Below are 22,017 nucleotides of genomic sequence, written 5' to 3'. Positions count from 1 at the left end.
CAGCGTTAACATTGAGGTGGGAGTAAGACAACATTGGATGCCGCAGCGATAATCAGCCTTTTCATTCTGGGTTCTGTGCTTGTAACCTGTAGTATATTATTAAGTTCATTTTCATCGCGTCTTGGCATACCTATTCTCGTTATTTTCCTTGCTATCGGCATGCTGGCTGGCATCGATGGCATCGGCGGTATTCCTTTCGATAACTACCCTTTCGCCTACATGGTGAGTAACCTCGCGCTGGCAGTGATCCTGCTGGACGGCGGGATGCGCACTCAGGCGAGCTCGTTCCGCGTCGCCTTAGGGCCGGCGCTGTCGCTGGCGACCGTAGGCGTATTAATCACATCCGGCCTGACCGGGATGATGGCCGCCTGGCTGTTCCATCTCAATATCATGGAAGGCTTGCTGATTGGCGCTATTGTCGGTTCAACCGATGCGGCGGCGGTCTTTTCCCTGCTTGGCGGTAAAGGGCTTAACGAACGTGTTGGCTCCACGCTTGAGATTGAATCCGGCAGTAACGATCCCATGGCGGTGTTTCTCACCATCACGCTGATTGAGATGATCCAGCAGCACGAAAGCGGGCTGAGCTGGATGTTTGCCTGGCATATCCTGCAGCAGTTTGGTCTGGGGATTATTCTTGGCCTCGGCGGCGGCTATCTGCTGCAGCAGATGATCAACCGGATTTCACTTCCCGCCGGGCTTTACCCTCTGCTGGCGCTGAGCGGCGGCATTCTGATTTTTGCCGTCACCACCGCGCTGGATGGCAGCGGCATTCTTGCCGTCTACCTCTGCGGCTTCCTGATGGGTAACCGCCCTATTCGCAACCGTCACGCCATTTTGCAGAACTTCGACGGACTGGCCTGGCTGGCGCAGATTGGCATGTTCCTGGTGCTTGGCCTGCTGGTTACCCCTTCAGACCTGCTACCTATCGCCGTGCCGGCGCTGATGCTGTCGGCGTGGATGATCTTCTTCGCCCGTCCACTGTCGGTGTTTGCAGGCCTGCTGCCGTTTCGCGGCTTTAACCTGCGCGAGCGTATCTTTATCAGTTGGGTGGGTTTGCGCGCGGCGCGGTGCCGATTATCCTTGCCGTGTTCCCGATGATGGCGGGCCTGGATAACGCCCGACTGTTCTTCAACGTCGCATTCTTCGTTGTTTTGATTTCACTCCTGTTCCAGGGCACGTCACTCGGCTGGGCGGCGAAAAAGGCAAAAGTGGTGATCCCCCCCGTTGGCTGGCCCGTCTCCCGCGTCGGGCTGGATATTCATCCGGAAAACCCGTGGGAACAGTTTGTGTATCAGCTTAGCGAAGACAAATGGTGCGTGGGCGCGTCGCTGCGCGATCTGCATATGCCCGCCGAAACGCGGATTGCCGCGTTGTTCCGCGACAATGTTCTGCTTCACCCTACCGGCAGCACTCGTCTGCGTGAAGGGGATATTTTGTGCGTGATTGGCCGCGAGCGCGACCTGCCCGCACTGGGTAAATTGTTCAGCCAGTCGCCACCGGTGGCGCTGGATCAGCGTTTCTTCGGCGATTTTATTCTGGAAGCGAGCGCCAAATTTGCAGATGTTGCCTTGATTTACGGTCTGGATGAAGGGCTGGAGTATCGCGATAAGCAGCAAACGCTGGGGGAAATTATCCAGCAACTGCTTGGCGCAGCACCCGTTGTTGGTGACCAGGTCGAGTTTGCCGGGATGATCTGGACGGTGGCCGAGAAAGAAGATAACGCGGTACGCAAAGTCGGCGTAAGACCGATGGAAGAAGAATCAGAGTAGTTTAGGTGGCATGTCTTACTGGCCGGGGAAGGCGTTATCGCCCCCCGGCACATCGCATAGTTACACCGTCACAACCGGTACGCGCGGCGCCAGAGCGCACATCAGCTCATAGCCAACGGTCCCTGCAGCAGCGGCCACATCGTCAATTTTAATTTCATTTCCCCACAGCTCAACCGGTGAACCAATCCCCGCCTGCGGGCACGGTGTGAGGTCTACCGCCAGCATATCCATTGAGACCGTCCCCACGGTACCCGTACGCACGCCATCCACCCACACCGGCGTGCCGGTCGGAGCGATACGCGGATAGCCGTCGGCATAGCCTCCCGCCACAATGCCAATTCGCTGTTCGCCTGTCGCCCGGTAACGGCTGCCGTAGCCCACCGTGGAACCGGCCTTCAGCGTTTGTACGCCGATGATTTCGCTGCGCAGAGTCATCACTGGTTTCAGGCCGCTGTTAGCAATATCCTGCCACTGCCCTGACGGTGACGCGCCGTACAGAATGATCCCCGGACGTACCCAGCTGTAGTGCGCCTCCGGGTGCCACAGCGTGGCCGCCGAGTTAGAGAGCGAGCGCGAACACGCCAGACCTTCAGCCGCCTGCTCAATCCGCACCATCGCCTCGGCGATGCCATCGGGTTTTTCCGCGTCGGCAAAGTGCGCCATCAGCGTCATTTCGCCCACATTCCTGATGCCGCGCAGCTGTTGCCATACCGTATGTACCCGCTCGGGCAGGAAGCCCAGGCGGTTCATGCCGCTGTTCACCTTGAGATAAATGTCGAGCGGGGCATGCAGTCTGGCGTCCTGCAGGGCTTTAACCTGCCAGTTGCTGTGAATGCTGGTGGTCAGCCGGTACTTATCCAGCAACGGCAGATCGTCGGCATGGAAGAACCCTTCCAGCAATAAGATAGGGCCTTTCCAGCCACGCTCGCGCAGCAAAATGGCCTCTTCCAGATTCAGTAACGCAAAACCGTCGGTCGCGCTGAGCGCGCTCCAGATGCGGTCAATACCGTGGCCGTAGGCGTTCGCTTTCACCACCGACCAGACGCGTGAACCTGGCGCAGCACGGCGAACAATCTGCAGGTTATCCTTCAGGGCCTGCAAGTCCAGCTGAGCCAGAACAGGACGGGACATGACAACTCCTTAGTTATGCGCGCCGTGCAGGTGCTGTGGACGCGAGGGGGTGAACCCAGATTGATAGCGCGCGGCACTTAAATCGTCAAACGGAATTGCCGGGGTGCGCCCGGAAATCAAGTCGCTCAACAGCTGACCTGAGCCACAGGCCATTGTCCAGCCGAGGGTGCCGTGTCCGGTATTCGTCCACAGGTTTTTGAACGGGGTGCGGCCCACAATCGGCGTGCCGTCTGGCGTCATTGGACGCAGACCGGTCCAGAACGTGGCCTGCTCGACAAAACCGCCGCGCGGGAAGAGATCGCCCACGACCATCTCCAGCGTTTCACGACGCGGCTGCAGCAGCTCGGTGTTGAAGCCGACAATCTCCGCCATGCCGCCTACGCGGATACGGTTGTCAAAACGGGTAATGGCGATTTTATAGGTTTCATCCAGAATGGTGGAGACGGGTGCACCGCTGTCCTCTTTCACCGGGATGGTCAGGGAGTACCCCTTCAGCGGATAGACCGGAATGTCCAGAATGCCCTTCAGCATGGCGGTAGAGTAAGAGCCAAAGGCCATGACGTAGGCATCCGCTTTGATCACCTCTTCGCCGCACTTCACGCCGTAAATATTACCGCCTTCCGACAGCAATTTATCGACGGGCGTGTTAAAGCGGAATGTTACCCCTGCCTGCTCGCACATCTGCGCCAGACGCTGGGTAAAGAGCTGACAGTCGCCGGTTTCATCGTTGGGTAAACGCAGGCCGCCCGTCAGTTTGTGGGACACCTCCGCCAGCGCCGGTTCAACCTGTCCCAGCTGACTGGCCTCGAGGAGTTGATACGGAACACCGGCATCTTCCAGCACGGCGATATCGCGGGTGGCGTTTTCGTACTGTTGCGCCGTGCGGAACAGCTGCAGCGTACCGCCCTGACGGCCTTCGTACTCAATGCCGGTGGTGGCGCGCAAGGTTTTCAGGCAGTCACGGCTGTATTCCGCCAGACGCACCATACGCCCTTTGTTTTCCATGTAATGGCGGGTGTCGCAGTTGCGCAGCATCTGCCACATCCACTTAAGCTGGAACTGCGTGCCGTCGAGGCTAATGGCCAGCGGCGCATGGCGCTGGAACATCCATTTAATCGCCTTCAGTGGCACACCGGGAGCCGCCCACGGTGCCGCATAGCCCGGAGAGATTTGCCCGGCATTCGCCGCGCTGGTTTCCAGCGCAGGGCCTGGCTCACGATCGATAACGGTAACGTCATGCCCCGCCTGACTTAAATACCAGGCGCTGGTTACGCCAACCACACCACTTCCCAGTATGACAACACGCATAGCCACTCCATAATGTGCAAAAGAACAATCTTCTAATTACAGATTGATAACCTAGTTGAAAATATTATTCAACATACGACTTTTTTATGGTGACTTATCTCACATCTTCCCCTACTGGCGGGGAAAGGACTTATTTGGGATCTCCTGCTGCGCGTTATTTTTAACCAGCATAAAACTCTGCGTGAACCGCTTTTTTTACCGTATTGAAAACGGGAAATCGTAAAGAAAAAATTTCTGCTCCAGCACGCTTTTTAACACGTTGATCTATGCTTGAAAGGAGGCTCTCCAGACAGAGAGAGCACCCACAACGAGGGCGCGCTAATGGCTACTATTGATTCCCTGAACAAGGACAACACACGTCTCAGCGATGGACCCGACTGGACCTTTGAGTTGCTGGATGTCTACCTCGCTGAAATCGACCGGGTAGCAAAACTCTATCGCCTGGATACCTATCCTCACCAGATTGAAGTCATAACCTCCGAACAGATGATGGATGCCTATTCCAGCGTCGGGATGCCGATCAATTATCCGCACTGGTCGTTTGGTAAAAAATTTATTGAAACGGAACGGCTGTATAAACACGGCCAGCAGGGGCTGGCGTATGAAATCGTCATCAACTCCAACCCGTGTATCGCTTACCTGATGGAAGAGAACACCATTACCATGCAGGCGCTGGTGATGGCGCATGCCTGCTACGGGCACAACTCTTTCTTCAAGAATAACTATCTTTTCCGCAGCTGGACGGACGCCAGCTCGATCGTCGATTACCTGATCTTCGCCCGTAAATACATTACCGACTGCGAAGAGCGCTACGGCGTCGATGAAGTGGAGAAACTGCTCGACTCCTGCCATGCCCTGATGAACTACGGCGTAGACCGCTACAAACGGCCGCAGAAAATTTCCCTGCAGGAGGAGAAAGCCCGGCAGAAAAGCCGCGAGGAGTATCTGCAAAGCCAGGTGAATATGCTGTGGCGCACCTTGCCTAAGCGTGAAGAAGAGAAAGCTGTCGCTGAGGCGCGCCGCTACCCGTCTGAGCCACAGGAAAACCTGCTCTACTTTATGGAGAAGAACGCACCGCTGCTGGAGTCATGGCAGCGTGAGATCCTGCGCATTGTGCGTAAGGTCAGCCAGTACTTCTATCCGCAAAAACAGACGCAGGTGATGAACGAAGGCTGGGCGACATTCTGGCATTACACCATCCTCAACCATCTGTATGACGAGGGGAAAGTCACCGAACGGTTTATGATGGAATTCCTCCACAGTCATACCAACGTGGTGTTCCAGCCGCCTTACAACAGCCCGTGGTACAGCGGCATTAACCCGTATGCCCTCGGCTTTGCGATGTTCCAGGACATCAAACGTATCTGCCAGTCGCCAACGGAAGAGGACAAATACTGGTTCCCGGATATTGCCGGTTCGGACTGGCTGGAAACGCTGCATTTTGCGATGCGCGATTTCAAGGATGAGAGCTTTATTAGCCAGTTTATGTCGCCGAAGATCATGCGCGATTTCCGCTTCTTCACCGTGCTGGATGATGACCGTAACAACTTCCTGGAAATTTCAGCGATTCATAACGAAGAGGGATACCGGGAGATCCGCTCTCGCCTCTCTTCCCAGTACAACCTGAGCAATCTTGAACCCAATATTCAGGTATGGAATGTAGATCTGCGCGGTGACCGCTCTCTGACGCTGCGCTACATCCCGCACAACCGTGCCCCGCTGGATAAAGGGCGTAAAGAGGTGCTGAAGCATGTGCATCGTCTGTGGGGCTTTGACGTGCTGCTGGAGCAGCAGAATGAAGACGGTAGCGTGGAGCTGCTGGAGCGCTGCCCGACGCGGATGAATACGCTGTAGTGCCGGCCTGAACCGAAACGCCCGCGTCAGGGCGAAAAAAAACCTCTCAGCTGAGAGGTTTTTTCTTTTAGCGGGTCTGGATGGCCAGATCACCCGGCAGCGTTTTTTGCATCCGGTGCCAGATTTCACCGGAGTCGCGGCCGTAGCGGCGCACGGTTTCATACACCTGATCGTGCTGACCGGTGGAGCAGAGCTCGCTCAGCTTGTGGTAAAAGCCCAGCGCCAGACTGCGGGCTTCCGGATTGGCAAAGTAGTGACGACCGATACGGGTATAGAGCCCTTTCATGCCGTTAAGGATGAGGCCGTAAATCGGGTTACCGGAGGCAAACGCCAGGCCGCGGAAGATGTTGTAATCGAGGGTAGCAAACGCATCCGCATGATCTTCCACCTGGTTGGCACTGGCCAGAACCTGGAGCGCATCTTCCGGGTGCTGACGGAAAGCCGTACGAATAAAGATGGTGGCGATATTGGTACGCACGGAGAGCAGATTATCAATCAGCTGCGGCACGCTTTCATGATCGAGGCGCGCCAGCGTTTCAAGAATATTCAGCCCGGAGGTTTCCCAGAAATTGTTTACTTTTGTTGGCTTGCCATGCTGAATCGTCAACCACCCATCACGCGCCAGTCGCTGGAGCACTTCCCGAAGCGTGGTGCGAGTGACGCCAATCAGTTCAGAGAGTTCGCGTTCAGCCGGAAGAATGGACCCTGCAGGGAAACGATTATTCCAGATGCTTTCAATGATGTACTCTTCCGCGAAACCCGCCGGGCTCTGCGCCTTAATGACCATAGTGAGATTTCCATTACACAGCTTTAGCAAATTGCACTCATCATACCAGAGGCTCGCAGAGGCAGATAGCGCAGCAGTGAGAGAAAAGAGGGATCGCCGTTTCATTTTTATGAAATTTACATTGCAGCCGAATCCCCCTCCAGGCCGTGATTTTTGCGTATACTGATGTTTTGTTTTACTTCACGGGGAAGAACGTCTGTCGTGGAAATTTCTTTTGGGCGCGCGTTATGGCGCAATTTTTTAGGCCAGTCTCCCGACTGGTACAAGCTGATACTTCTGGTGTTCCTGGTTGTTAATCCTCTCATCTTTATTGTGCACCCGTTTATTGCCGGGTGGCTGCTGGTCGCGGAGTTTATCTTCACCCTGGCCATGGCGCTGAAGTGCTATCCCCTGCTGCCTGGCGGTTTGCTGGCCATTGAAGCGGTTGTCATTGGGATGACCAGCGCCGAGCATGTAAAAGCAGAACTGGCCTCAAACCTTGAAGTGCTTCTGCTGCTGATGTTTATGGTGGCCGGCATCTACTTTATGAAACAGCTGCTGCTGTTTATTTTTACCCGCCTGCTGCTGAGCATTCCTTCAAAAACGCTTTTGTCGCTGGCTTTCTGCGTGGCTGCAGCATTTCTTTCGGCCTTCCTGGATGCGCTGACGGTGGTCGCCGTGGTGATAAGCGTCGCGGTCGGGTTTTATGGTATTTATCACCGGGTGGCCTCTTCACGTCCCGGCGATGACCTGCTTGATGACAGCCAGGTCGATAATGACCACCGCGAGGTGCTGGAACAGTTCCGCGCCTTCCTGCGCAGCCTGATGATGCATGCCGGCGTCGGGACCGCCCTGGGCGGCGTGATGACGATGGTGGGTGAACCGCAAAATCTGATTATTGCTAAAGCTGCGGGCTGGCATTTCGGTGATTTCTTCCTGCGAATGGCACCGGTGAGCATACCGGTTCTGGTGTGCGGTCTGGCGACCTGTGTGGTGGTGGAGAAATTCAGCCTCTTTGGCTATGGTGCGCATATTCCGGCGCCCGTGCGTCAGGAGCTGCAGAAATTCGACCAACAAAGCCGTAGCCAGCGGACACGGCAGGAGACGCTGCGTCTTATTGCACAGGGCGTCATTGGCGTCTGGCTTATCGCCGCGCTGGCGTTTCATCTTGCCGAAGTCGGTTTAATTGGCCTGTCGGTGATTATTCTCGCCACCAGTTTTACCGGCGTGACGGATGAGCATGCGATTGGCAAAGCCTTTACGGAAGCCCTGCCCTTTACCGCCCTGCTGGCCGTCTTTTTTGCGGTCGTCGCGGTGCTCATCGACCAGAAGCTTTTCGCGCCGATCATTACCTTTGTCTTGCAGGCGGCACCGGATGCTCAGCTTTCGCTGTTTTATCTGTTTAACGGGCTACTGTCGTCTATCTCGGATAACGTGTTTGTTGGCACGGTCTATATCAACGAGGCCAAAACGGCCATGGAGCAAGGCGTCATCAGCGCCGGACAGTTCGAACTGCTGGCGGTGGCAATTAACACCGGGACCAACCTGCCGTCGGTGGCGACGCCCAACGGTCAGGCAGCGTTCCTGTTCCTGCTGACCTCTGCGCTGGCTCCACTCATACGTCTTTCTTATGGGCGAATGGTCTGGATGGCGCTTCCCTATACGCTGGTGCTCACGCTTGTAGGATTGCTTTGCGTCAAAATTACCCTTATTCCCTGTACGCAATGGTTGATACAAGCGGGTATACTTGCCACGCAGTAAACCTGATATATCGGGCAGCTTACTGCCCGTTTACCTTTTCGCACGATAAACATCCAATTACGTTTTATTTCGTCAGGTACAGGTGGCGCGAAAAACGAATTCGTTTACACTGCGCTTTCTAAGCATGTTCCAGGGAAATGATTATGTTGAGATTTTTAAACCAGTGCTCTCGCGGTCGCGGAGCGTGGTTGTTAATGGCCCTGACCGCCTTTGCGCTGGAAATGGTCGCGCTGTGGTTCCAGCATGTGATGGGACTTCAGCCTTGCGTACTCTGTATTTACGAACGCTGTGCATTGTTCGGCATTATGGGTGCGGGTCTGGTGGGCGCGATTGCCCCTAAATCGCCGTTACGCTATGCCGCAATTGCCATTTGGCTGTACAGCGCCTGGAAAGGTATTGAGCTCTCCTGGCAGCACACCATGATGCAACTGCATCCGTCCCCCTTTATGACCTGCGATTTCGCCGCCCGCTTCCCGAGCTGGCTGCCGCTTGATAAGTGGCTGCCGCAGGTGTTTGTTGCTTCCGGTGACTGCTCAGTGCGCCAGTGGGAATTCCTGAGCCTTGAGATGCCGCAGTGGCTGGTGGGGATTTTTGTGGCCTACTTCATTGTGGCGCTGCTGGTGCTCATCGCACAACCGTTCAAACCCAAGAAACGCGACCTGTTTGGCAGGTAAAAAAAACCCGCTTCGGCGGGTTTTTTCTTATCCACGGTTGGGATGATTCATGATGTGATCTTCCCAGTCCTGTACCTCTGACTCTTTCACCGCAATATGACGCACAGAGATGCGTTCACCGTGCATCGCCGCTTTGGAGCCCGTCAGCAGCGGGTGCCATTTTGGCAGGTCTTTGCCTTCCGCCAGCAGACGATAGGCGCAGGTATGGGGCAGCCATTCGAAGGTGGGCAGGTTCTCACGGGTAAGCTTGATGCAATCCGGCTCGTACTCGAAGCGACGCTCATAGTTGCGACACTGGCAGGTTTTGATGTTCAGCTGCTTGCAGGCAACGTTGGTGAAATAGATTTCGTCCGAATCTTCATCCATCAGTTTATGCAGGCAGCACTGCCCGCAACCGTCACACAACGATTCCCACTCCACGTCTGTCATTTGGTCGAGAGTTTTGCTTTGCCAGAAAGGAATGTTGTTCATCAGGATGTCCACACGTCAAAAGAGAGCGCACCTTATAACGAGTCTGGCACGTTGTTGCAAGTTTTGCCGCCCTCTTCAGGCGGCAAGATGCTTTTACAGCACGCGAGTTTTCAGTGACAGGCCGTTAAAACTGACGTCCAGTTCGTCACCGGCCTGCAGCGGGCCGACACCTTCTGGCGTACCGGTGAGGATCACATCGCCCGGTTTCAGGGTAAAGAAGCGGCTCATGTAGGCAATCAGCGGCACAATTTTATGGATCATATCTGCCGTGGTGCCCTGCTGGCGGATCTCGCCGTTAACCTTCAGGCTGAGCGGGGTGTTCTGCGGATCGTCGGTAAATTCACTTACCGGAATAAAACCGGAGATCGGGCAAGCGTTATCAAACCCTTTGGCCTTTTCCCACGGCTGCCCCGCTTTCTTCATTTTGCCCTGAACATCACGCAGGGTCAGGTCGAGCGCGACACCGTATCCGGCAATCGCCTTTTGCACATGCTCTTCGGAGGCCTGACGCAGCGTCGCGCCAATCAGCACGGCCAGCTCCACTTCATGATGCACCGACCCCAACCCCTGCGGCAGCGCCAGCGGCTGGCGAATGTCGCACAGCGCGGTTTCTGGCTTGATGAACAGGACCGGCTCGTCTGGCGTCGCGCTGCCCATCTCCTGAATATGTTTGGCATAGTTACTGCCTACGCAGACCACTTTGCTGACGGGATAATCCAGTAATGCACCTTGCCAGTTATGATGTTGATACATGTACGACCCCTAAACGGTTGATGTGTTAACCCCGAAAACAGCCGGGACTATTTTTTCCCGTTCACCTCAAGATGCTGTTTTAATAAATTCTCGGGTGGTGGCGGGAGCTGTAAATAATAGCCTTGCTCCGCTAATGCGGTTTTCACTTTTTCCAGATCGGCGTTGACCAGTTTCTTACGGCCATCCAGCGGCAGCAGCATCGCCAGCTGAGGTCGGCCAAAGTTCTTCATTAATTCTTCAGGTACGCGCGAAAAATCGTCTTTCTTTTCGACATAAAGATAGGTCTGGTCACGACTTGTACTTCTGTAGATCACACAAAACATGTTTTTACTCTGAATTAATGGGTGGTTGCTTGCCTCAATATACTCCTGACTATAACATGCCTGATACTCTTCGGAATATCGCAACGGCGGTGTTGCGGTTAATAGCAAATTGAGTAAGGCCAGGATGTCAAACACGCCAATCGAGCTTAAAGGCAGTAGCTTCACCTTATCAGTGGTACATTTGCATGATGCAAAACCCGAGGTTATTCGTCAGGCGTTAGAAGACAAAATTGCGCAGGCTCCCGCTTTTCTGAAACATGCCCCCGTCGTCGTGAATGTCAGTGGTCTGGATGCACCGGTTAACTGGAAACTTCTCCAGCAAGCCGTGGCCGCGACCGGGCTGCGTATCGTCGGTATCAGCGGCTGCAAAGATGCTGAGCTGAAAGCAGAAATTGACCGTGCGGGTCTGCCCATTCTGACCGAAGGCAAAGAAAAAGCCGCGCGTCCTGCCCCTGCGGCAGTCCAAACGCCCCCTCCTCCGGTGCAAAACGTTACACCTGTCACAAAAACGCGATTGATTGATGTGCCGGTTCGTTCCGGTCAGCGCATTTATGCACCAAACTGTGATCTGATTGTTACAAGCCACGTCAGCGCTGGCGCAGAGCTGATTGCAGATGGCAATATTCACGTATACGGTATGATGCGTGGGCGTGCGCTCGCGGGTGCAAGTGGTGACAGGGATGCGCAAATATTTTGTACTCATCTGACGGCGGAACTGGTGTCCATCGCAGGTGAATATTGGCTGAGCGACAAGATCCCAGCCGAATTTTATGGCAAAGCGGCTCGTCTGCGACTGGCAGACGACGCGTTGACCGTTCAACCGTTGAATTGATCCCTTTTTAACAAGGAATTTCTATGGCACGCATTATTGTTGTTACTTCGGGTAAAGGAGGCGTTGGCAAGACCACCTCCAGCGCGGCCATCGCTACTGGTTTGGCCCAGAAGGGAAAGAAAACCGTCGTTATCGATTTCGATATCGGTCTGCGTAACCTCGACCTGATCATGGGATGTGAACGTCGCGTGGTCTATGACTTCGTGAACGTCATTCAGGGTGACGCCACACTGAACCAGGCGCTGATTAAAGACAAGCGCACCGAAAACCTCTACATCCTTCCGGCTTCTCAGACGCGTGATAAAGACGCCCTGACCCGCGAAGGCGTGGAAAAGGTGCTCGACGAGCTGAAAAAAATGGAGTTTGACTTCGTTGTCTGTGACTCCCCTGCCGGCATCGAAACGGGCGCCCTGATGGCACTCTACTTCGCTGATGAAGCCATCATCACCACCAACCCTGAAGTCTCATCCGTGCGTGACTCGGACCGTATTCTGGGGATCCTCGCCTCCAAATCGCGTCGTGCGGAAAATGGCGAAGAACCCATTAAAGAGCACCTGCTGCTGACCCGCTATAACCCGGGTCGCGTGAACAAAGGTGACATGCTTAGCATGGAAGACGTGCTGGAGATCCTGCGCATCAAACTGGTCGGCGTGATCCCGGAAGATCAATCCGTATTGCGCGCCTCTAACCAGGGCGAGCCAGTGATCCTGGATACAATGGCAGATGCAGGTAAAGCGTACGCGGATACCGTTGACCGTCTGCTGGGAGAAGAACGTCCTTTCCGCTTCATTGAAGAAGAGAAGAAAGGTTTCCTCAAACGCCTGTTCGGAGGATAAGTTATGGCATTACTGGACTTTTTTCTCTCGCGGAAAAAGAACACCGCCAACATCGCAAAAGAACGACTGCAAATCATCGTTGCGGAGCGTCGTCGTAGTGACGCCGAGCCACACTACCTGCCGCAGCTGCGTAAGGACATCCTGGAAGTGATCTGTAAGTATGTGCAGATTGACCCGGAGATGGTCACGGTGCAGCTGGAGCAAAAAGACGGGGATATTTCGATTCTGGAGCTGAACGTTACGCTCCCGGAAGCCGAAGAGTCACGTCCGTAGTTCGGGATTGTGTATCCCCGGTAAGCGTATGCCGCCGGGGAAATGTGCCGGGCATGTCAGCATGACCCGGCATTTTCATTATCGCGGATAACCTTCCAGCACAGTATTCAGGCGATCGGCCATCAATTCCCCGCGCCAGCCCGCCATCATTTCCGGCAAACCATTCTGAGGTTTCAGCTTCCAGTGCCAGTTCAGCAGCTGGTTAATCTGACGGCGTGACGCCAGCAGTTCCGCGCCCAGTTTGCTTTGCGTCGCGACGTCCTGCACCAGCGCTTTGATATCCTTGAACGCCTTGCGATAGCCCGGCATATCCATCAGATTCAGCAGTGGCTCCGGCAGTGCTTCGTCCGGCATTTCCTGCGCTTTTGCCACCAGCGCAAGCAGGGTTTTACCGTGGAAACGGATCTCGCTGCCGGAAAGCCCGATGCTGTCCAGTTCGCCCATGCTGCCCGGCATATACCGCGCGACCGCCCAGAGGTGTTCTTCGCGTACCACAAAGTTAACGGCCAGGTCGCGCTCGCGTGCTTTACGCAAACGCCAGTCCGCTAACAGCTGCAGACACGCCAGCTGACGCGTACGCAGCTGCCAGGCGTTACTGATATCGCGCCAGGCCTCTTTCGGATCAACCACTTCCTGACGACGCTGCTGCGTCATTCGGCACTCATCCAGCGCGGCGGGCAACCAGCCTGACGCTTCCGCCTCTTTCATCAGCTGGCCGGCAATCGGCAGGAGGTAAAACACGTCTGCCGCCGCGTATTCCAGTTGACGCTCGGTTAATGGGCGTGCCAGCCAGTCGGTGCGGGATTCGCTTTTATCCAGCGTCAGGCCAGTATACTCCTCAACCATGGCGGCAAAGCCCCATGAGAGCGGTCGATTACTGAAGGCCGCGAGGATCTGCGTATCAATCAACGGTTGTGGCATGACGCCAAAAGTATTCAGAAAGACTTCCAGATCTTCACTGCCTGCGTGCAGGTATTTTGTTACCGCAGTATCGAGCAGCAGGTCACGCATCGGCGTCCAGTCGGTAATGCCGAGCGGGTCGATCAGCGACACGTGTTTACCGTCGTACATCTGAATCAACCCCAGCTGCGGGTAGTAGGTCCGGGTACGGACAAACTCGGTATCCAGGGCAATGGCAGGAAAGTCGCGCGTCACTTCGCACAGCGAAGCCAGCTCGTCGTTGGTCGTGATCATCTGGTAATTCAAAACGGATTCTCTTTTGTTTGCGCCCATAAAAAACGCCGGCTTAACCGGCGTCTGGGCGATTAGCGTGAAGCTCAGGCCTTATTGTCTACTTTGCCACGGGCTTCGTCACGTAATTCTCGTCGTAATATCTTTCCGACATTCGATTTCGGCAGTTCCTCGCGAAACTCAACCAGCTTCGGCACCTTGTAGCCGGTCAGCTGACGACGACAGAAGGTGATCAGCGCCTCCTCCGTAAGAGAAGGATCTTTTTTGACCACAAAAATCTTCACCGCCTCGCCGCTGCTCCCGGAAGGGACGCCTACGGCAGCCACTTCGAGCACGCCGCTGTGCTGCATCACCACATCTTCGATTTCATTCGGGTAGACGTTGAAACCGGAAACCAGGATCATGTCTTTCTTACGATCGACGATACGCAGGAAGCCCTCTTCATCCATCACGGCGATATCACCGGTGTGCAGCCAGCCGTCTTTGATAATTTCATCGGTCGCATCGGGACGTTGCCAGTAGCCCAGCATCACCTGCGGCCCTTTGACACAGAGTTCGCCCGGTTCACCTGGCGCCACGTCGTTATCGTCATCATCAACCAGTTTGGCTTCCGTCGACGGAACCGGCAGGCCAATGCTTCCGCTGTGATAGTCGATATCGTGCGGGTTCACACTGACCAGCGGGGCGCACTCCGTCAGGCCATAGCCTTCCAGTAAATACTGACCCGTCAGTTTCATCCAGCGTTCGGCAACGGCCTGTTGAACCGGCATACCGCCACCTGCAGAGAGGTGCAGCGTGGAGAAATCGAGCTTCTGGAACTCTTTGTTGTTGAGCAGCGCGTTAAACAACGTATTCACCCCGGTCATGGCGGTGAACGGATATTTCGCCAGCTCTTTCACCAACCCCGGAATATCGCGCGGGTTCGTTATCAATACGTTTTGACCGCCCAGCTCAATAAACAGCAGACAGTTCATGGTCAGCGCGAAGATGTGATAAAGCGGAAGCGCGGTGATCACCAGCTCTTTTCCGTGGTGCAGCAACGGTCCGTAGGTGGCATTCACCTGCTCAAGGTTTGCCAGCATGTTACGGTGGGTCAGCATGGCGCCTTTAGCCACACCCGTTGTGCCGCCGGTGTACTGCAGAAACGCGAGGTCTTCTGATACCACTTCCGGTTTAACGTATTGCATGCGGTAGCCCGCCTGCAGCGCACTGCGGAAAGAGATCGCGTCCGGCAGGTGGTATTTCGGCACCAGACGTTTGATGTATTTGACGACAAAGTTAACCAGTGTCCCTTTGGCGGTAGAGAGTTGATCCCCCATACGCGTCAGGATAACGTGTTTAACCTGGGTTTTGTCGACCACTTTTTCCAGCGTGTGGGCAAAGTTAGAGACAATCACAATGGCGGCGGCACCGCTGTCGTTGAGCTGATGCTCCAGCTCCCGCGGCGTATACAGCGGGTTAACGTTGACAACAATCATCCCGGCACGCAGGACACCGAACAGCGCCACCGGGTATTGCAGCAGGTTCGGCATCATCAGCGCGACGCGGTCCCCTTTTTGCAGCCCCAGCCCTTCCTGCAGATAGGCGGCGAACGCCCGACTACGCTCCTCAAGTTTACGGAACGTCATGACCTCGCCCATATTCACAAAAGCAGGCTGGTCTGCGTAACGCCTTACCGAGTGTTCAAACAATTCAACCAGGGATTGATAACGGTCAGGATTGATCTCGGCAGGAACATCTGCGGGATAACGGTTAAGCCAAACCTTCTTCAATGCATCACCTCTGAAATGAGTGTTCGTCGTCATCACAACCCCGATAATAAACAGTTTGTTAACATTATATTAACTCAGCGTACCAGTTTATTAATTGTTCAGATTTAAGGTTGCGAAGCGCGTCACTCTTTTTTTTCGTTTTATTCGTAAAAAACAGAGACAGCGGCTGAGCCGCTGTCTCTTTTCTAACAATTACAGGGAGTTACTCAGTAACGATTGTCTGAACCTGTGCAGGCCCCGGGTTATACCAGCCCCAGCCCGGGTAGCCATACCGATAAGGATGTGGACCCCACATCCACGGATCCATCGGCTGAGGTGGCATGATGACCTGCTGTGTCAGCCGCCAGCGCTTATACCCGTTGACCTGCATGGTCATAAATTTATACGGCGTGTTGCCGACTTTGCCCTCTACCGAACCGGTAATCGGGCCGACGACGGTGACCAGCTGTCCGCGAAAATCGACCGGGTCGAGAAAACCGCCAACGTCGGCATAAATACGCCCGCGGGAAGGTTCGCCAAGGATCGGCCGCGCACCGCTATCCAGCGGAACGGTGGCAATCTCCAGACGGGTTTTCCCCTGCTGGTTTTGCACCTCGATAACCTTGCCGCCAAAGCGCGCTTCCTGGCCGACGTAAAGCTCAGGCGCATTCATCACGCGAACCAGATCCTGCTGTGGCGTGGGGCTGCTGCCCTTAATCGCATCAGGAACGGAAACGCATCCGCTCAGTGCTATGGCCACTGCGCCTGCCATAAAAAGGCGTACAACTTTAGTCTGAACCGCCATGATGCGACTCCTTTTTCTCAGTTCCTGTTACTGAGATTCATTCCCGGCCTGGAAGTTTCTTCCACGCGACGGTGTTTCGCAAATAAACCGGCTCCGCATGTTCAACGGCCACGGTTTTGCCCGCCTCAAGCAGTTGGCAGGCGACGGGAAGCATATCCTCTGCGGCGGGCAGAAGCATGTTGCCGTCTGTCAGCGTGATCCCGGTGCCGTTAGCCATCTCTGGCCATGCCGGCCAGCCGGTGCCTACTGTCGCCCACTCGCCGGACAGCTGTTTCAGCCGCTCGGTCACCGCTTCCGGCTTGAGGACAGCCTCGGTCTCTTCACCGTGCCAGATGCCATTTTCATCGCGGGTGTATTCTGCCCAGTAAACTTCTCCCATTCGGGCGTCAATGGCCGCCAGAACGCGCGTTGCCCCGGTCATGCGCCATGCGCCCTGCGCCATGGTTGCCAGCGTGGAAACACCGATCATCGGCAGTTCTGCGCCCAGCGCCAGCCCCTGCGCAATGCCAATTCCAATGCGTACGCCCGTAAAGCTGCCGGGGCCACGGCCAAAGGCCAGTGCGTCAAGGTCGGTTAAGGTGGTGTTGCCCCGGGTTAAAATCTCTTTAACCAGAGGCAGAATGCGTTGGGTGTGTTCTCGTGGGCACTCTTCGAAATGAGCAGAGATAGCACCGTCGTTCAACAGAGCAACAGAACAGGCCTCTGTCGCGGTATCAATAGCCAGAATTCGCATCAGTCGTCGCGCTCTCGCAATGGTCAGTCACAAAATGGCGCGCATCTTAGCATACTCACGGGCAAATTACTCCGCCGTTGGGTTTGCCAGGAAGCGAACCGCGCGTTTAATGTCCCGCGTGCGCGGCGCGGGCGGCAAGCTGGCAAGGAAGGTCGCACCGTAAGGGCGCATCACCAGCCGGTTATCGCATATGACCAGCACGCCGCGGTCGTCTGTGTCGCGAATCAGGCGCCCTACCCCTTGTTTAAGGGTGATCACCGCGTCCGGTAGCTGGACCTCATCAAAAGGATCGCCGCCGCGCAAACGGCAATCTTCCATACGTGCTTTCAGCAGCGGATCGTCAGGCGAAGTAAACGGCAGTTTATCGATGATCACCAGTGACAGGGTATCTCCCCGCACGTCCACCCCTTCCCAGAAGCTGCTGGTGGCTACCAGCAGGGCGTTACCGGCACTGACAAACTGCTGTAACAGTTGCCCTTTGCTGGTCTCGCCCTGAAGCAGAACCGGCAAAGTCATGGTGGCGCGGAACTGCTCCGCCAGATCGCGCATCATCGCGTGGGAGGTGCAGAGCATAAAACAGCGGCCGTTGTTGGCCTCGATCATCGGCCTGAGCATTGCCGCCAGCAGGCGCGCCGCGCCGGGCTGGTTAGGCAGAGGCAGATTACGCGGAACGCAGAGCAACGCCTGTGTTTCATAATCAAACGGGCTGGGCAACAGCAGCGACTCCGCCTGCTCAATCCCCAGACGCCCGGTAAAGTGATGTAGATCGTCATTCACCGAAAGGGTTGCCGACGTGAAGATCCAGCTTCCCGGTTTTTGCGCCATCACCTCTTTGAATTTATCCGCCACCGTCAGCGGCGTCAGGGCCAGCGTGAAATGGCGGGAGGTGCATTCATACCAGTAGCTGAACCCCGGCTGGTTTATCTCTTTCAGCCGTTTGAGGCGTGCCCGATAGAGCGTGGCGCGCTCGAAGGCGGCATCCAGCAGTGCGGAACGGCCGAGCGATAGTTTCGCCACGTCGTAGCAAAGCTCAAGGGCATCATCGAGCAACAACAGCGCGCGCTGGATATTTTTGTCTGCCAGCAGCTCACGCAGATTACCGCGATAGCCCGGCTCACCCAGTTGCAGGCGAAAATCCTGCGCACTTTGCGCCAGGCGGTCAGCACACTTCTGCAGCTGTTGGGTATCTTTTAACTCGGTGCGGTAGGCAATGGTGAAATCTTTCGCTAAGTCCTGCAGCTGGCGGCTGGAGAGCGACTGGCCAAAATACTGGCTGGCGATGTCAGGAAGCTGGTGGGCTTCATCGAAGATCATCACGTCCGCTTCCGGGATCAGTTCGCCAAAGCCGCTATCTTTAACCACCATATCGGCAAGGAAGAGATGGTGGTTGACCACCACGACATCCGCATCCATGGCGGTTTTACGCGCTTTCACCACAAAACAATCTTTATACAGCGGGCAGTCGCTCCCCAGGCAGTTGTCGTTGGTACTGGTGACCAGCGGCCAGGCGGGAGAGTCTTCCGGCACGCTCGCGCAGGTGCTGATATCCCCCTCCTCCGTCTGATTGGCCCAGGCGCGAAGAATAATGACATCGCTGAGCGTCTGCACCGGCAGATCGCCGCCTGCCAGCGCCTGCTGCTCAAGCCGTTCAAGGCAGAGGTAGTTGGAGCGGCCTTTCAGCAACGCCAGGCGGCCTTTATACTTCAGGGCGTTGGCAACCGTGGGCAGATCGCGGCTGTAAAGCTGGTCCTGCAGCGCTTTAGACCCGGTGGAGATGATCACTTTCTTTTTAGCCCGCAGCGCTGGCGCCAGGTAGGCATAGGTTTTGCCCGTGCCGGTACCGGCTTCCACCACCAGCGGCTGCGCGGTGTCGATTGCGCGGGCCACGGCATGCGCCATCTGCCGCTGGGGTTCACGCGGTTTAAAACCGGGAATCGCCTGTGCTAACTGACCTTCTGGGGAAAAATCGTCTGCCACGTTGCTCTCTCACTGTATTTTTGCACAGGGATTATGTCAGCCCATCCTCTCCAGTGCCACCCCAAATAGTGACGAGGGGAACACAATATGGCAGTCTTGCCGACTGACATGAAAATAACGAGGAAACGTTTATGACAATTGTGCGCATTGATGCCGAAGCACGCTGGTCTGATGTGGTCATCCATAACCAGACGCTCTACTACACCGGTGTACCGGAAAATCTCGACGCAGATGCCTTCGAACAGACGGCGAATACGCTGGCGCAGATTGACGCCGTGCTGGAAAAGCAAGGCAGCGACAGATCACGCATTCTGGATGCGACCATTTTTCTTGCCAGTAAAGACGATTTTGCGGCGATGAATAAAGCCTGGGATGCCTGGGTTGTGGCGGGACATGCGCCCGTACGGTGTACCGTACAGGCGACGCTGATGAAGCCGGAATACAAAGTCGAAATTAAGATCATCGCGGCGGTTTAAGCCGGATTACTCCTCTTCATCATCCTCAAAACGCGCCACGATCCGCTCGCCGGTGTGGGTGGCGCGAAGTTCATTAGCAACTTGCGTAATCGCCTGTCCGCTGCTCATCCCCTGGGACATCAGTTCCTGAATACGCTCCACCGCTTTCTGCTGCTGGTCATGGCTCAGAGAAGGTAAACCTGCAAACATTGTCAACTCCTGCTAAATTATCCGCGCTAATTATTTCACGCTGCCCGGTAGTATGCCACACATGAACCCGTTACCCCCTACAGTCATTTCATTACCCTGGCGTTCAGACGCCGCGGAATTCTGGTTTGCCCGCCTCAGCCATCTTCCTTTTGCGATGTTGCTGCACTCCGGTTATGCGGATCATCCCTATAGCCGCTTTGATATTCTGGTTGCCGACCCTCTGCAGACCCTGATAACACAAGGGAATGTGACTACGACGGGCGAAACGCAGTCAACGGACGATCCGCTGTCATTACTTCAGCAGGCGCTGGACGCGCTGGGCTTAACCGTTCCGCAAAATCCCGACCTTCCCTTCCAGGGAGGTGCGCTGGGCTTATTCGGCTATGATTTAGGTCGCCGCTTCGAAACCTTGCCGGAGACTGCGCAGGACGACATTCCGCTGCCGGATATGGCGGTGGGGCTTTACGACTGGGCAATAATCGTCGATCACCACAAGCAGGCGGTCTCTCTGCTCAGCCATCAGGATGTGTCCGCCCGGCTTGCATGGCTTGAGGCACAGGTTCCCGTCGCGACAGCGGATTTCCATCTGACCTCTGCGTGGCGCGCCAACATGACCGCGCGGGAGTACGCCGCGAAGTTTGAGCAGGTTCAGGGCTATCTGCAGAGCGGTGATTGCTATCAGGTCAACCTTGCCCAGCGTTTTCAGGCAACCTGTGAAGGCGATGAGTGGCAGGCATTTACCCGCCTCAACGCCAGTAACCGGGCACCGTTCAGTGCATTTCTGCGCCTGGAACAGGGCGCTATCCTGAGCCTCTCGCCCGAGCGTTTTATTCATCTTGCCGATGGCACTATTCAGACGCGACCGATTAAAGGCACGCTTCCCCGGCTGGCCGATCCTGTTGCCGACCGCCAGCAGGCGGAAAAACTGGCGGCCTCGTTAAAAGATCGCGCTGAAAACCTGATGATTGTCGACCTCATGCGTAACGACATTGGCCGGGTCGCCGTACCGGGAAGCGTGCGTGTCCCTGAACTGTTTGTCGTCGAGCCGTTCCCCGCGGTGCATCACCTGGTCAGCACCATTACCGCGCAACTGCCCGCCTCGCGCACGGCCTGCGATCTGCTTCGCGCCGCGTTCCCGGGCGGCTCGATAACCGGCGCGCCTAAAGTGCGGGCAATGGAAATAATCGATGAGCTGGAACCGCATCGACGAAACGCCTGGTGCGGCAGCATTGGCTATATCAGTCTCTGCGGTACGCTGGATACCAGCATCACCATTCGAACGCTGACCGCCTGTAACGGGCATCTTTACTGTTCCGCAGGGGGCGGAATTGTTGCTGATAGCCAGGTCGATGCGGAATATCAGGAAACCTTTGATAAAGTTAACCGTATCCTGAAACAACTGGAGTAATGACGGGTGGATAAAGAGAACCTGACGCTGGATGATTTTCTGTCGCGCTTTCAGCTTTTGCGGCCCAACGTGAGCCGCGAAGCCCTGAATCAACGTCAGGCAGCGGTGTTGATCCCGGTGGTCCGTCGTGAGCAGCCGGGTCTGCTGCTCACCCAGCGTTCGCCACATTTACGTAAGCACGCAGGTCAGGTCGCCTTTCCGGGTGGTGCCGTGGACAGTTCTGACGCCTCGCTGATTGCCGCCGCGCTGCGTGAAGCCCAGGAAGAGGTCGCCATTCCGCCTGAAGCGGTTGAGATCATTGGCGTGCTGCCGCCGGTCGACAGCGTGACCGGTTTTCAGGTCACACCGGTGGTCGGCATTATCCCACCGGATCTGCAATATCACGCCAGCGTCGATGAAGTGTCTGCGGTGTTTGAGATGCCACTGGAAGAGGCTCTTCGGCTCGGGCGTTATCATCCGCTGGATATCCAGCGTCGGGGTCATGCGCACCGGGTGTGGTTGTCCTGGTATCAGCATTATTTTGTCTGGGGCATGACGGCGGGCATCATTCGTGAACTGGCGCTGCAAATCGGCCTGAAGCCTTGACTATACTTTACATTCCACCCTCTTCTGCCAGGTTTGCGATCGGCGTCGCGCTATTAGCAAAACCATCGCTAACCATTAGTTTAATTCATGTGAATAGTTAAGCCGAGGTCGGTCTTCCCTCTTACACTATGCGCAGTTATAACATCGTTAC

Annotated in this window: 21 protein-coding genes and 1 pseudogene; 10 read left to right on the top strand and 12 right to left on the bottom strand. The window is 55.7% G+C overall.

Going from position 1 to position 22,017, the window contains the following annotated elements; translation table 11 throughout:
• Positions 1-33 precede the first annotated feature (33 nt).
• Positions 34-1,769: pseudogene (locus QE396_RS03535) on the top strand (potassium/proton antiporter).
• 60 nt (positions 1,770-1,829) lie between these two features.
• On the opposite strand, the gene dadX reads toward QE396_RS03535, so the two are convergent.
• Both dadX and QE396_RS03525 read right to left on the bottom strand, forming a co-directional pair.
• Positions 1,830-2,900 carry a catabolic alanine racemase DadX gene (gene dadX, locus QE396_RS03530; RefSeq protein ID WP_309949949.1) on the bottom strand — a complete coding sequence of 357 codons (1,071 nt, stop codon included), beginning with the start codon at positions 2,898-2,900 and terminating at the stop codon, positions 1,830-1,832.
• 9 nt (positions 2,901-2,909) lie between these two features.
• Positions 2,910-4,208: a D-amino acid dehydrogenase gene (locus tag QE396_RS03525; RefSeq protein WP_020883441.1), complete on the bottom strand. Its 1,299-nt coding sequence runs from the start codon at positions 4,206-4,208 to the stop codon at positions 2,910-2,912.
• A gap of 321 nt (positions 4,209-4,529) precedes the next feature.
• Here QE396_RS03525 and QE396_RS03520 point away from each other — a divergent pair, with 321 nt between their 5' ends.
• On the top strand, positions 4,530-6,062 hold the full coding sequence (locus QE396_RS03520; RefSeq protein WP_020883440.1) for a SpoVR family protein: 1,533 nt from the start codon (positions 4,530-4,532) through the stop codon (positions 6,060-6,062).
• A gap of 67 nt (positions 6,063-6,129) precedes the next feature.
• Here QE396_RS03520 and fadR read toward each other — a convergent pair whose 3' ends face one another.
• On the bottom strand, positions 6,130-6,849 hold the full coding sequence (gene fadR, locus QE396_RS03515; RefSeq protein ID WP_025203875.1) for a fatty acid metabolism transcriptional regulator FadR: 720 nt from the start codon (positions 6,847-6,849) through the stop codon (positions 6,130-6,132).
• Between the two features lie 201 nt (positions 6,850-7,050).
• On the opposite strand from fadR, the gene nhaB reads away from it, so the two are divergent.
• Positions 7,051-8,589, top strand: a complete 1,539-nt coding sequence (nhaB, locus tag QE396_RS03510) for a Na(+)/H(+) antiporter NhaB (RefSeq protein ID WP_309949947.1) — start codon at positions 7,051-7,053, stop codon at positions 8,587-8,589.
• 143 nt (positions 8,590-8,732) lie between these two features.
• Positions 8,733-9,263 carry a disulfide bond formation protein DsbB gene (dsbB, locus tag QE396_RS03505; protein ID WP_020883437.1) on the top strand — a complete coding sequence of 177 codons (531 nt, stop codon included), beginning with the start codon at positions 8,733-8,735 and terminating at the stop codon, positions 9,261-9,263.
• Between the two features lie 27 nt (positions 9,264-9,290).
• Here dsbB and QE396_RS03500 read toward each other — a convergent pair whose 3' ends face one another.
• The 3 genes from QE396_RS03500 to QE396_RS03490 all read right to left on the bottom strand — a co-directional run bounded on the left by QE396_RS03500 (position 9,291) and on the right by QE396_RS03490 (position 10,810).
• A complete protein-coding gene (locus QE396_RS03500) occupies positions 9,291-9,734 on the bottom strand; it encodes a YcgN family cysteine cluster protein (RefSeq protein WP_020883436.1) in 444 nt (147 codons plus the stop codon).
• Positions 9,735-9,827: 93 nt separating this feature from the next.
• Positions 9,828-10,487: a fumarylacetoacetate hydrolase family protein gene (locus tag QE396_RS03495; protein WP_020883435.1), complete on the bottom strand. Its 660-nt coding sequence runs from the start codon at positions 10,485-10,487 to the stop codon at positions 9,828-9,830.
• A 47-nt stretch (positions 10,488-10,534) separates the two neighbouring features.
• Complete coding sequence (locus QE396_RS03490; RefSeq protein WP_020883434.1) at positions 10,535-10,810, bottom strand: YcgL domain-containing protein; 276 nt, start codon at positions 10,808-10,810, stop codon at positions 10,535-10,537.
• 124 nt (positions 10,811-10,934) lie between these two features.
• Between QE396_RS03490 and minC the strand changes: the two genes are divergently transcribed.
• Genes minC through minE form a run of 3 tightly spaced genes read left to right on the top strand, consistent with a single transcriptional unit; the run spans position 10,935 to position 12,751 of the window.
• The gene (gene minC / locus QE396_RS03485; RefSeq protein WP_020883433.1) at positions 10,935-11,642 is read left to right on the top strand and encodes a septum site-determining protein MinC; all 708 of its coding nucleotides are present in this window, start codon (positions 10,935-10,937) and stop codon (positions 11,640-11,642) included.
• Between the two features lie 23 nt (positions 11,643-11,665).
• Positions 11,666-12,478 (top strand): septum site-determining protein MinD, encoded by an 813-nt coding sequence (minD, locus tag QE396_RS03480; protein ID WP_014170584.1) that lies wholly within the window; start codon positions 11,666-11,668, stop codon positions 12,476-12,478.
• Between the two features lie 3 nt (positions 12,479-12,481).
• Positions 12,482-12,751: a cell division topological specificity factor MinE gene (gene minE, locus QE396_RS03475; RefSeq protein WP_008500504.1), complete on the top strand. Its 270-nt coding sequence runs from the start codon at positions 12,482-12,484 to the stop codon at positions 12,749-12,751.
• Between the two features lie 78 nt (positions 12,752-12,829).
• Here the strand turns inward: minE and rnd are convergent, their stop codons facing one another.
• The 5 genes from rnd to QE396_RS03450 form a co-directional block, all read right to left on the bottom strand.
• Entirely contained in the window at positions 12,830-13,945 is a 1,116-nt protein-coding gene (gene rnd / locus QE396_RS03470) for a ribonuclease D (RefSeq protein WP_123266851.1), read from the bottom strand.
• Positions 13,946-14,028: 83 nt separating this feature from the next.
• Positions 14,029-15,714: a long-chain-fatty-acid--CoA ligase FadD gene (fadD, locus tag QE396_RS03465; RefSeq protein WP_025203871.1), complete on the bottom strand. Its 1,686-nt coding sequence runs from the start codon at positions 15,712-15,714 to the stop codon at positions 14,029-14,031.
• A gap of 202 nt (positions 15,715-15,916) precedes the next feature.
• On the bottom strand, positions 15,917-16,498 hold the full coding sequence (locus tag QE396_RS03460) for a Slp family lipoprotein (RefSeq protein ID WP_020883430.1): 582 nt from the start codon (positions 16,496-16,498) through the stop codon (positions 15,917-15,919).
• 37 nt (positions 16,499-16,535) lie between these two features.
• Entirely contained in the window at positions 16,536-17,231 is a 696-nt protein-coding gene (gene tsaB / locus QE396_RS03455; protein WP_020883429.1) for a tRNA (adenosine(37)-N6)-threonylcarbamoyltransferase complex dimerization subunit type 1 TsaB, read from the bottom strand.
• Between the two features lie 66 nt (positions 17,232-17,297).
• Entirely contained in the window at positions 17,298-19,208 is a 1,911-nt protein-coding gene (locus tag QE396_RS03450; protein ID WP_020883428.1) for an ATP-dependent DNA helicase, read from the bottom strand.
• Positions 19,209-19,339: 131 nt separating this feature from the next.
• Here QE396_RS03450 and QE396_RS03445 point away from each other — a divergent pair, with 131 nt between their 5' ends.
• The gene (locus QE396_RS03445) at positions 19,340-19,684 is read left to right on the top strand and encodes a RidA family protein (RefSeq protein ID WP_020883427.1); all 345 of its coding nucleotides are present in this window, start codon (positions 19,340-19,342) and stop codon (positions 19,682-19,684) included.
• Between the two features lie 6 nt (positions 19,685-19,690).
• Here QE396_RS03445 and QE396_RS03440 read toward each other — a convergent pair whose 3' ends face one another.
• Entirely contained in the window at positions 19,691-19,873 is a 183-nt protein-coding gene (locus QE396_RS03440) for a YoaH family protein (RefSeq protein ID WP_020883426.1), read from the bottom strand.
• A 61-nt stretch (positions 19,874-19,934) separates the two neighbouring features.
• On the opposite strand from QE396_RS03440, the gene pabB reads away from it, so the two are divergent.
• Together pabB and QE396_RS03430 are read left to right on the top strand one after the other, a co-directional pair.
• Complete coding sequence (gene pabB, locus QE396_RS03435; protein ID WP_309949940.1) at positions 19,935-21,281, top strand: aminodeoxychorismate synthase component 1; 1,347 nt, start codon at positions 19,935-19,937, stop codon at positions 21,279-21,281.
• Positions 21,282-21,287: 6 nt separating this feature from the next.
• A complete protein-coding gene (locus QE396_RS03430) occupies positions 21,288-21,866 on the top strand; it encodes a CoA pyrophosphatase (protein WP_181240543.1) in 579 nt (192 codons plus the stop codon).
• Positions 21,867-22,017 lie beyond the last annotated feature (151 nt).

The sequence above is a fragment of the Enterobacter sp. SORGH_AS_0287 genome, assembly GCF_031453695.1.
In the GTDB taxonomy this organism is placed as follows: domain Bacteria; phylum Pseudomonadota; class Gammaproteobacteria; order Enterobacterales; family Enterobacteriaceae; genus Enterobacter; species Enterobacter ludwigii.
This window is presented reverse-complemented; position numbering and strand designations above follow the sequence as displayed.

What these genes read in the sequence shown, in the direction of transcription:
- minE (WP_008500504.1), top strand. Translation starts at nt 12,482, where the DNA reads ATGGCATTACTGGACTTTTTTCTCTCGCGGAAAAAGAACACCGCCAAC.
- tsaB (WP_020883429.1), bottom strand. Translation starts at nt 17,231, where the DNA reads ATGCGAATTCTGGCTATTGATACCGCGACAGAGGCCTGTTCTGTTGCT.
- rnd (WP_123266851.1), bottom strand. Translation starts at nt 13,945, where the DNA reads ATGATCACGACCAACGACGAGCTGGCTTCGCTGTGCGAAGTGACGCGC.
- QE396_RS03495 (WP_020883435.1), bottom strand. Translation starts at nt 10,487, where the DNA reads ATGTATCAACATCATAACTGGCAAGGTGCATTACTGGATTATCCCGTC.
- QE396_RS03490 (WP_020883434.1), bottom strand. Translation starts at nt 10,810, where the DNA reads ATGTTTTGTGTGATCTACAGAAGTACAAGTCGTGACCAGACCTATCTT.
- pabB (WP_309949940.1), top strand. Translation starts at nt 19,935, where the DNA reads ATGAACCCGTTACCCCCTACAGTCATTTCATTACCCTGGCGTTCAGAC.
- QE396_RS03500 (WP_020883436.1), bottom strand. Translation starts at nt 9,734, where the DNA reads ATGAACAACATTCCTTTCTGGCAAAGCAAAACTCTCGACCAAATGACA.
- dadX (WP_309949949.1), bottom strand. Translation starts at nt 2,900, where the DNA reads ATGTCCCGTCCTGTTCTGGCTCAGCTGGACTTGCAGGCCCTGAAGGAT.
- minD (WP_014170584.1), top strand. Translation starts at nt 11,666, where the DNA reads ATGGCACGCATTATTGTTGTTACTTCGGGTAAAGGAGGCGTTGGCAAG.
- QE396_RS03525 (WP_020883441.1), bottom strand. Translation starts at nt 4,208, where the DNA reads ATGCGTGTTGTCATACTGGGAAGTGGTGTGGTTGGCGTAACCAGCGCC.
- minC (WP_020883433.1), top strand. Translation starts at nt 10,935, where the DNA reads ATGTCAAACACGCCAATCGAGCTTAAAGGCAGTAGCTTCACCTTATCA.
- fadR (WP_025203875.1), bottom strand. Translation starts at nt 6,849, where the DNA reads ATGGTCATTAAGGCGCAGAGCCCGGCGGGTTTCGCGGAAGAGTACATC.
- dsbB (WP_020883437.1), top strand. Translation starts at nt 8,733, where the DNA reads ATGTTGAGATTTTTAAACCAGTGCTCTCGCGGTCGCGGAGCGTGGTTG.
- QE396_RS03520 (WP_020883440.1), top strand. Translation starts at nt 4,530, where the DNA reads ATGGCTACTATTGATTCCCTGAACAAGGACAACACACGTCTCAGCGAT.
- QE396_RS03440 (WP_020883426.1), bottom strand. Translation starts at nt 19,873, where the DNA reads ATGTTTGCAGGTTTACCTTCTCTGAGCCATGACCAGCAGCAGAAAGCG.
- QE396_RS03445 (WP_020883427.1), top strand. Translation starts at nt 19,340, where the DNA reads ATGACAATTGTGCGCATTGATGCCGAAGCACGCTGGTCTGATGTGGTC.
- QE396_RS03460 (WP_020883430.1), bottom strand. Translation starts at nt 16,498, where the DNA reads ATGGCGGTTCAGACTAAAGTTGTACGCCTTTTTATGGCAGGCGCAGTG.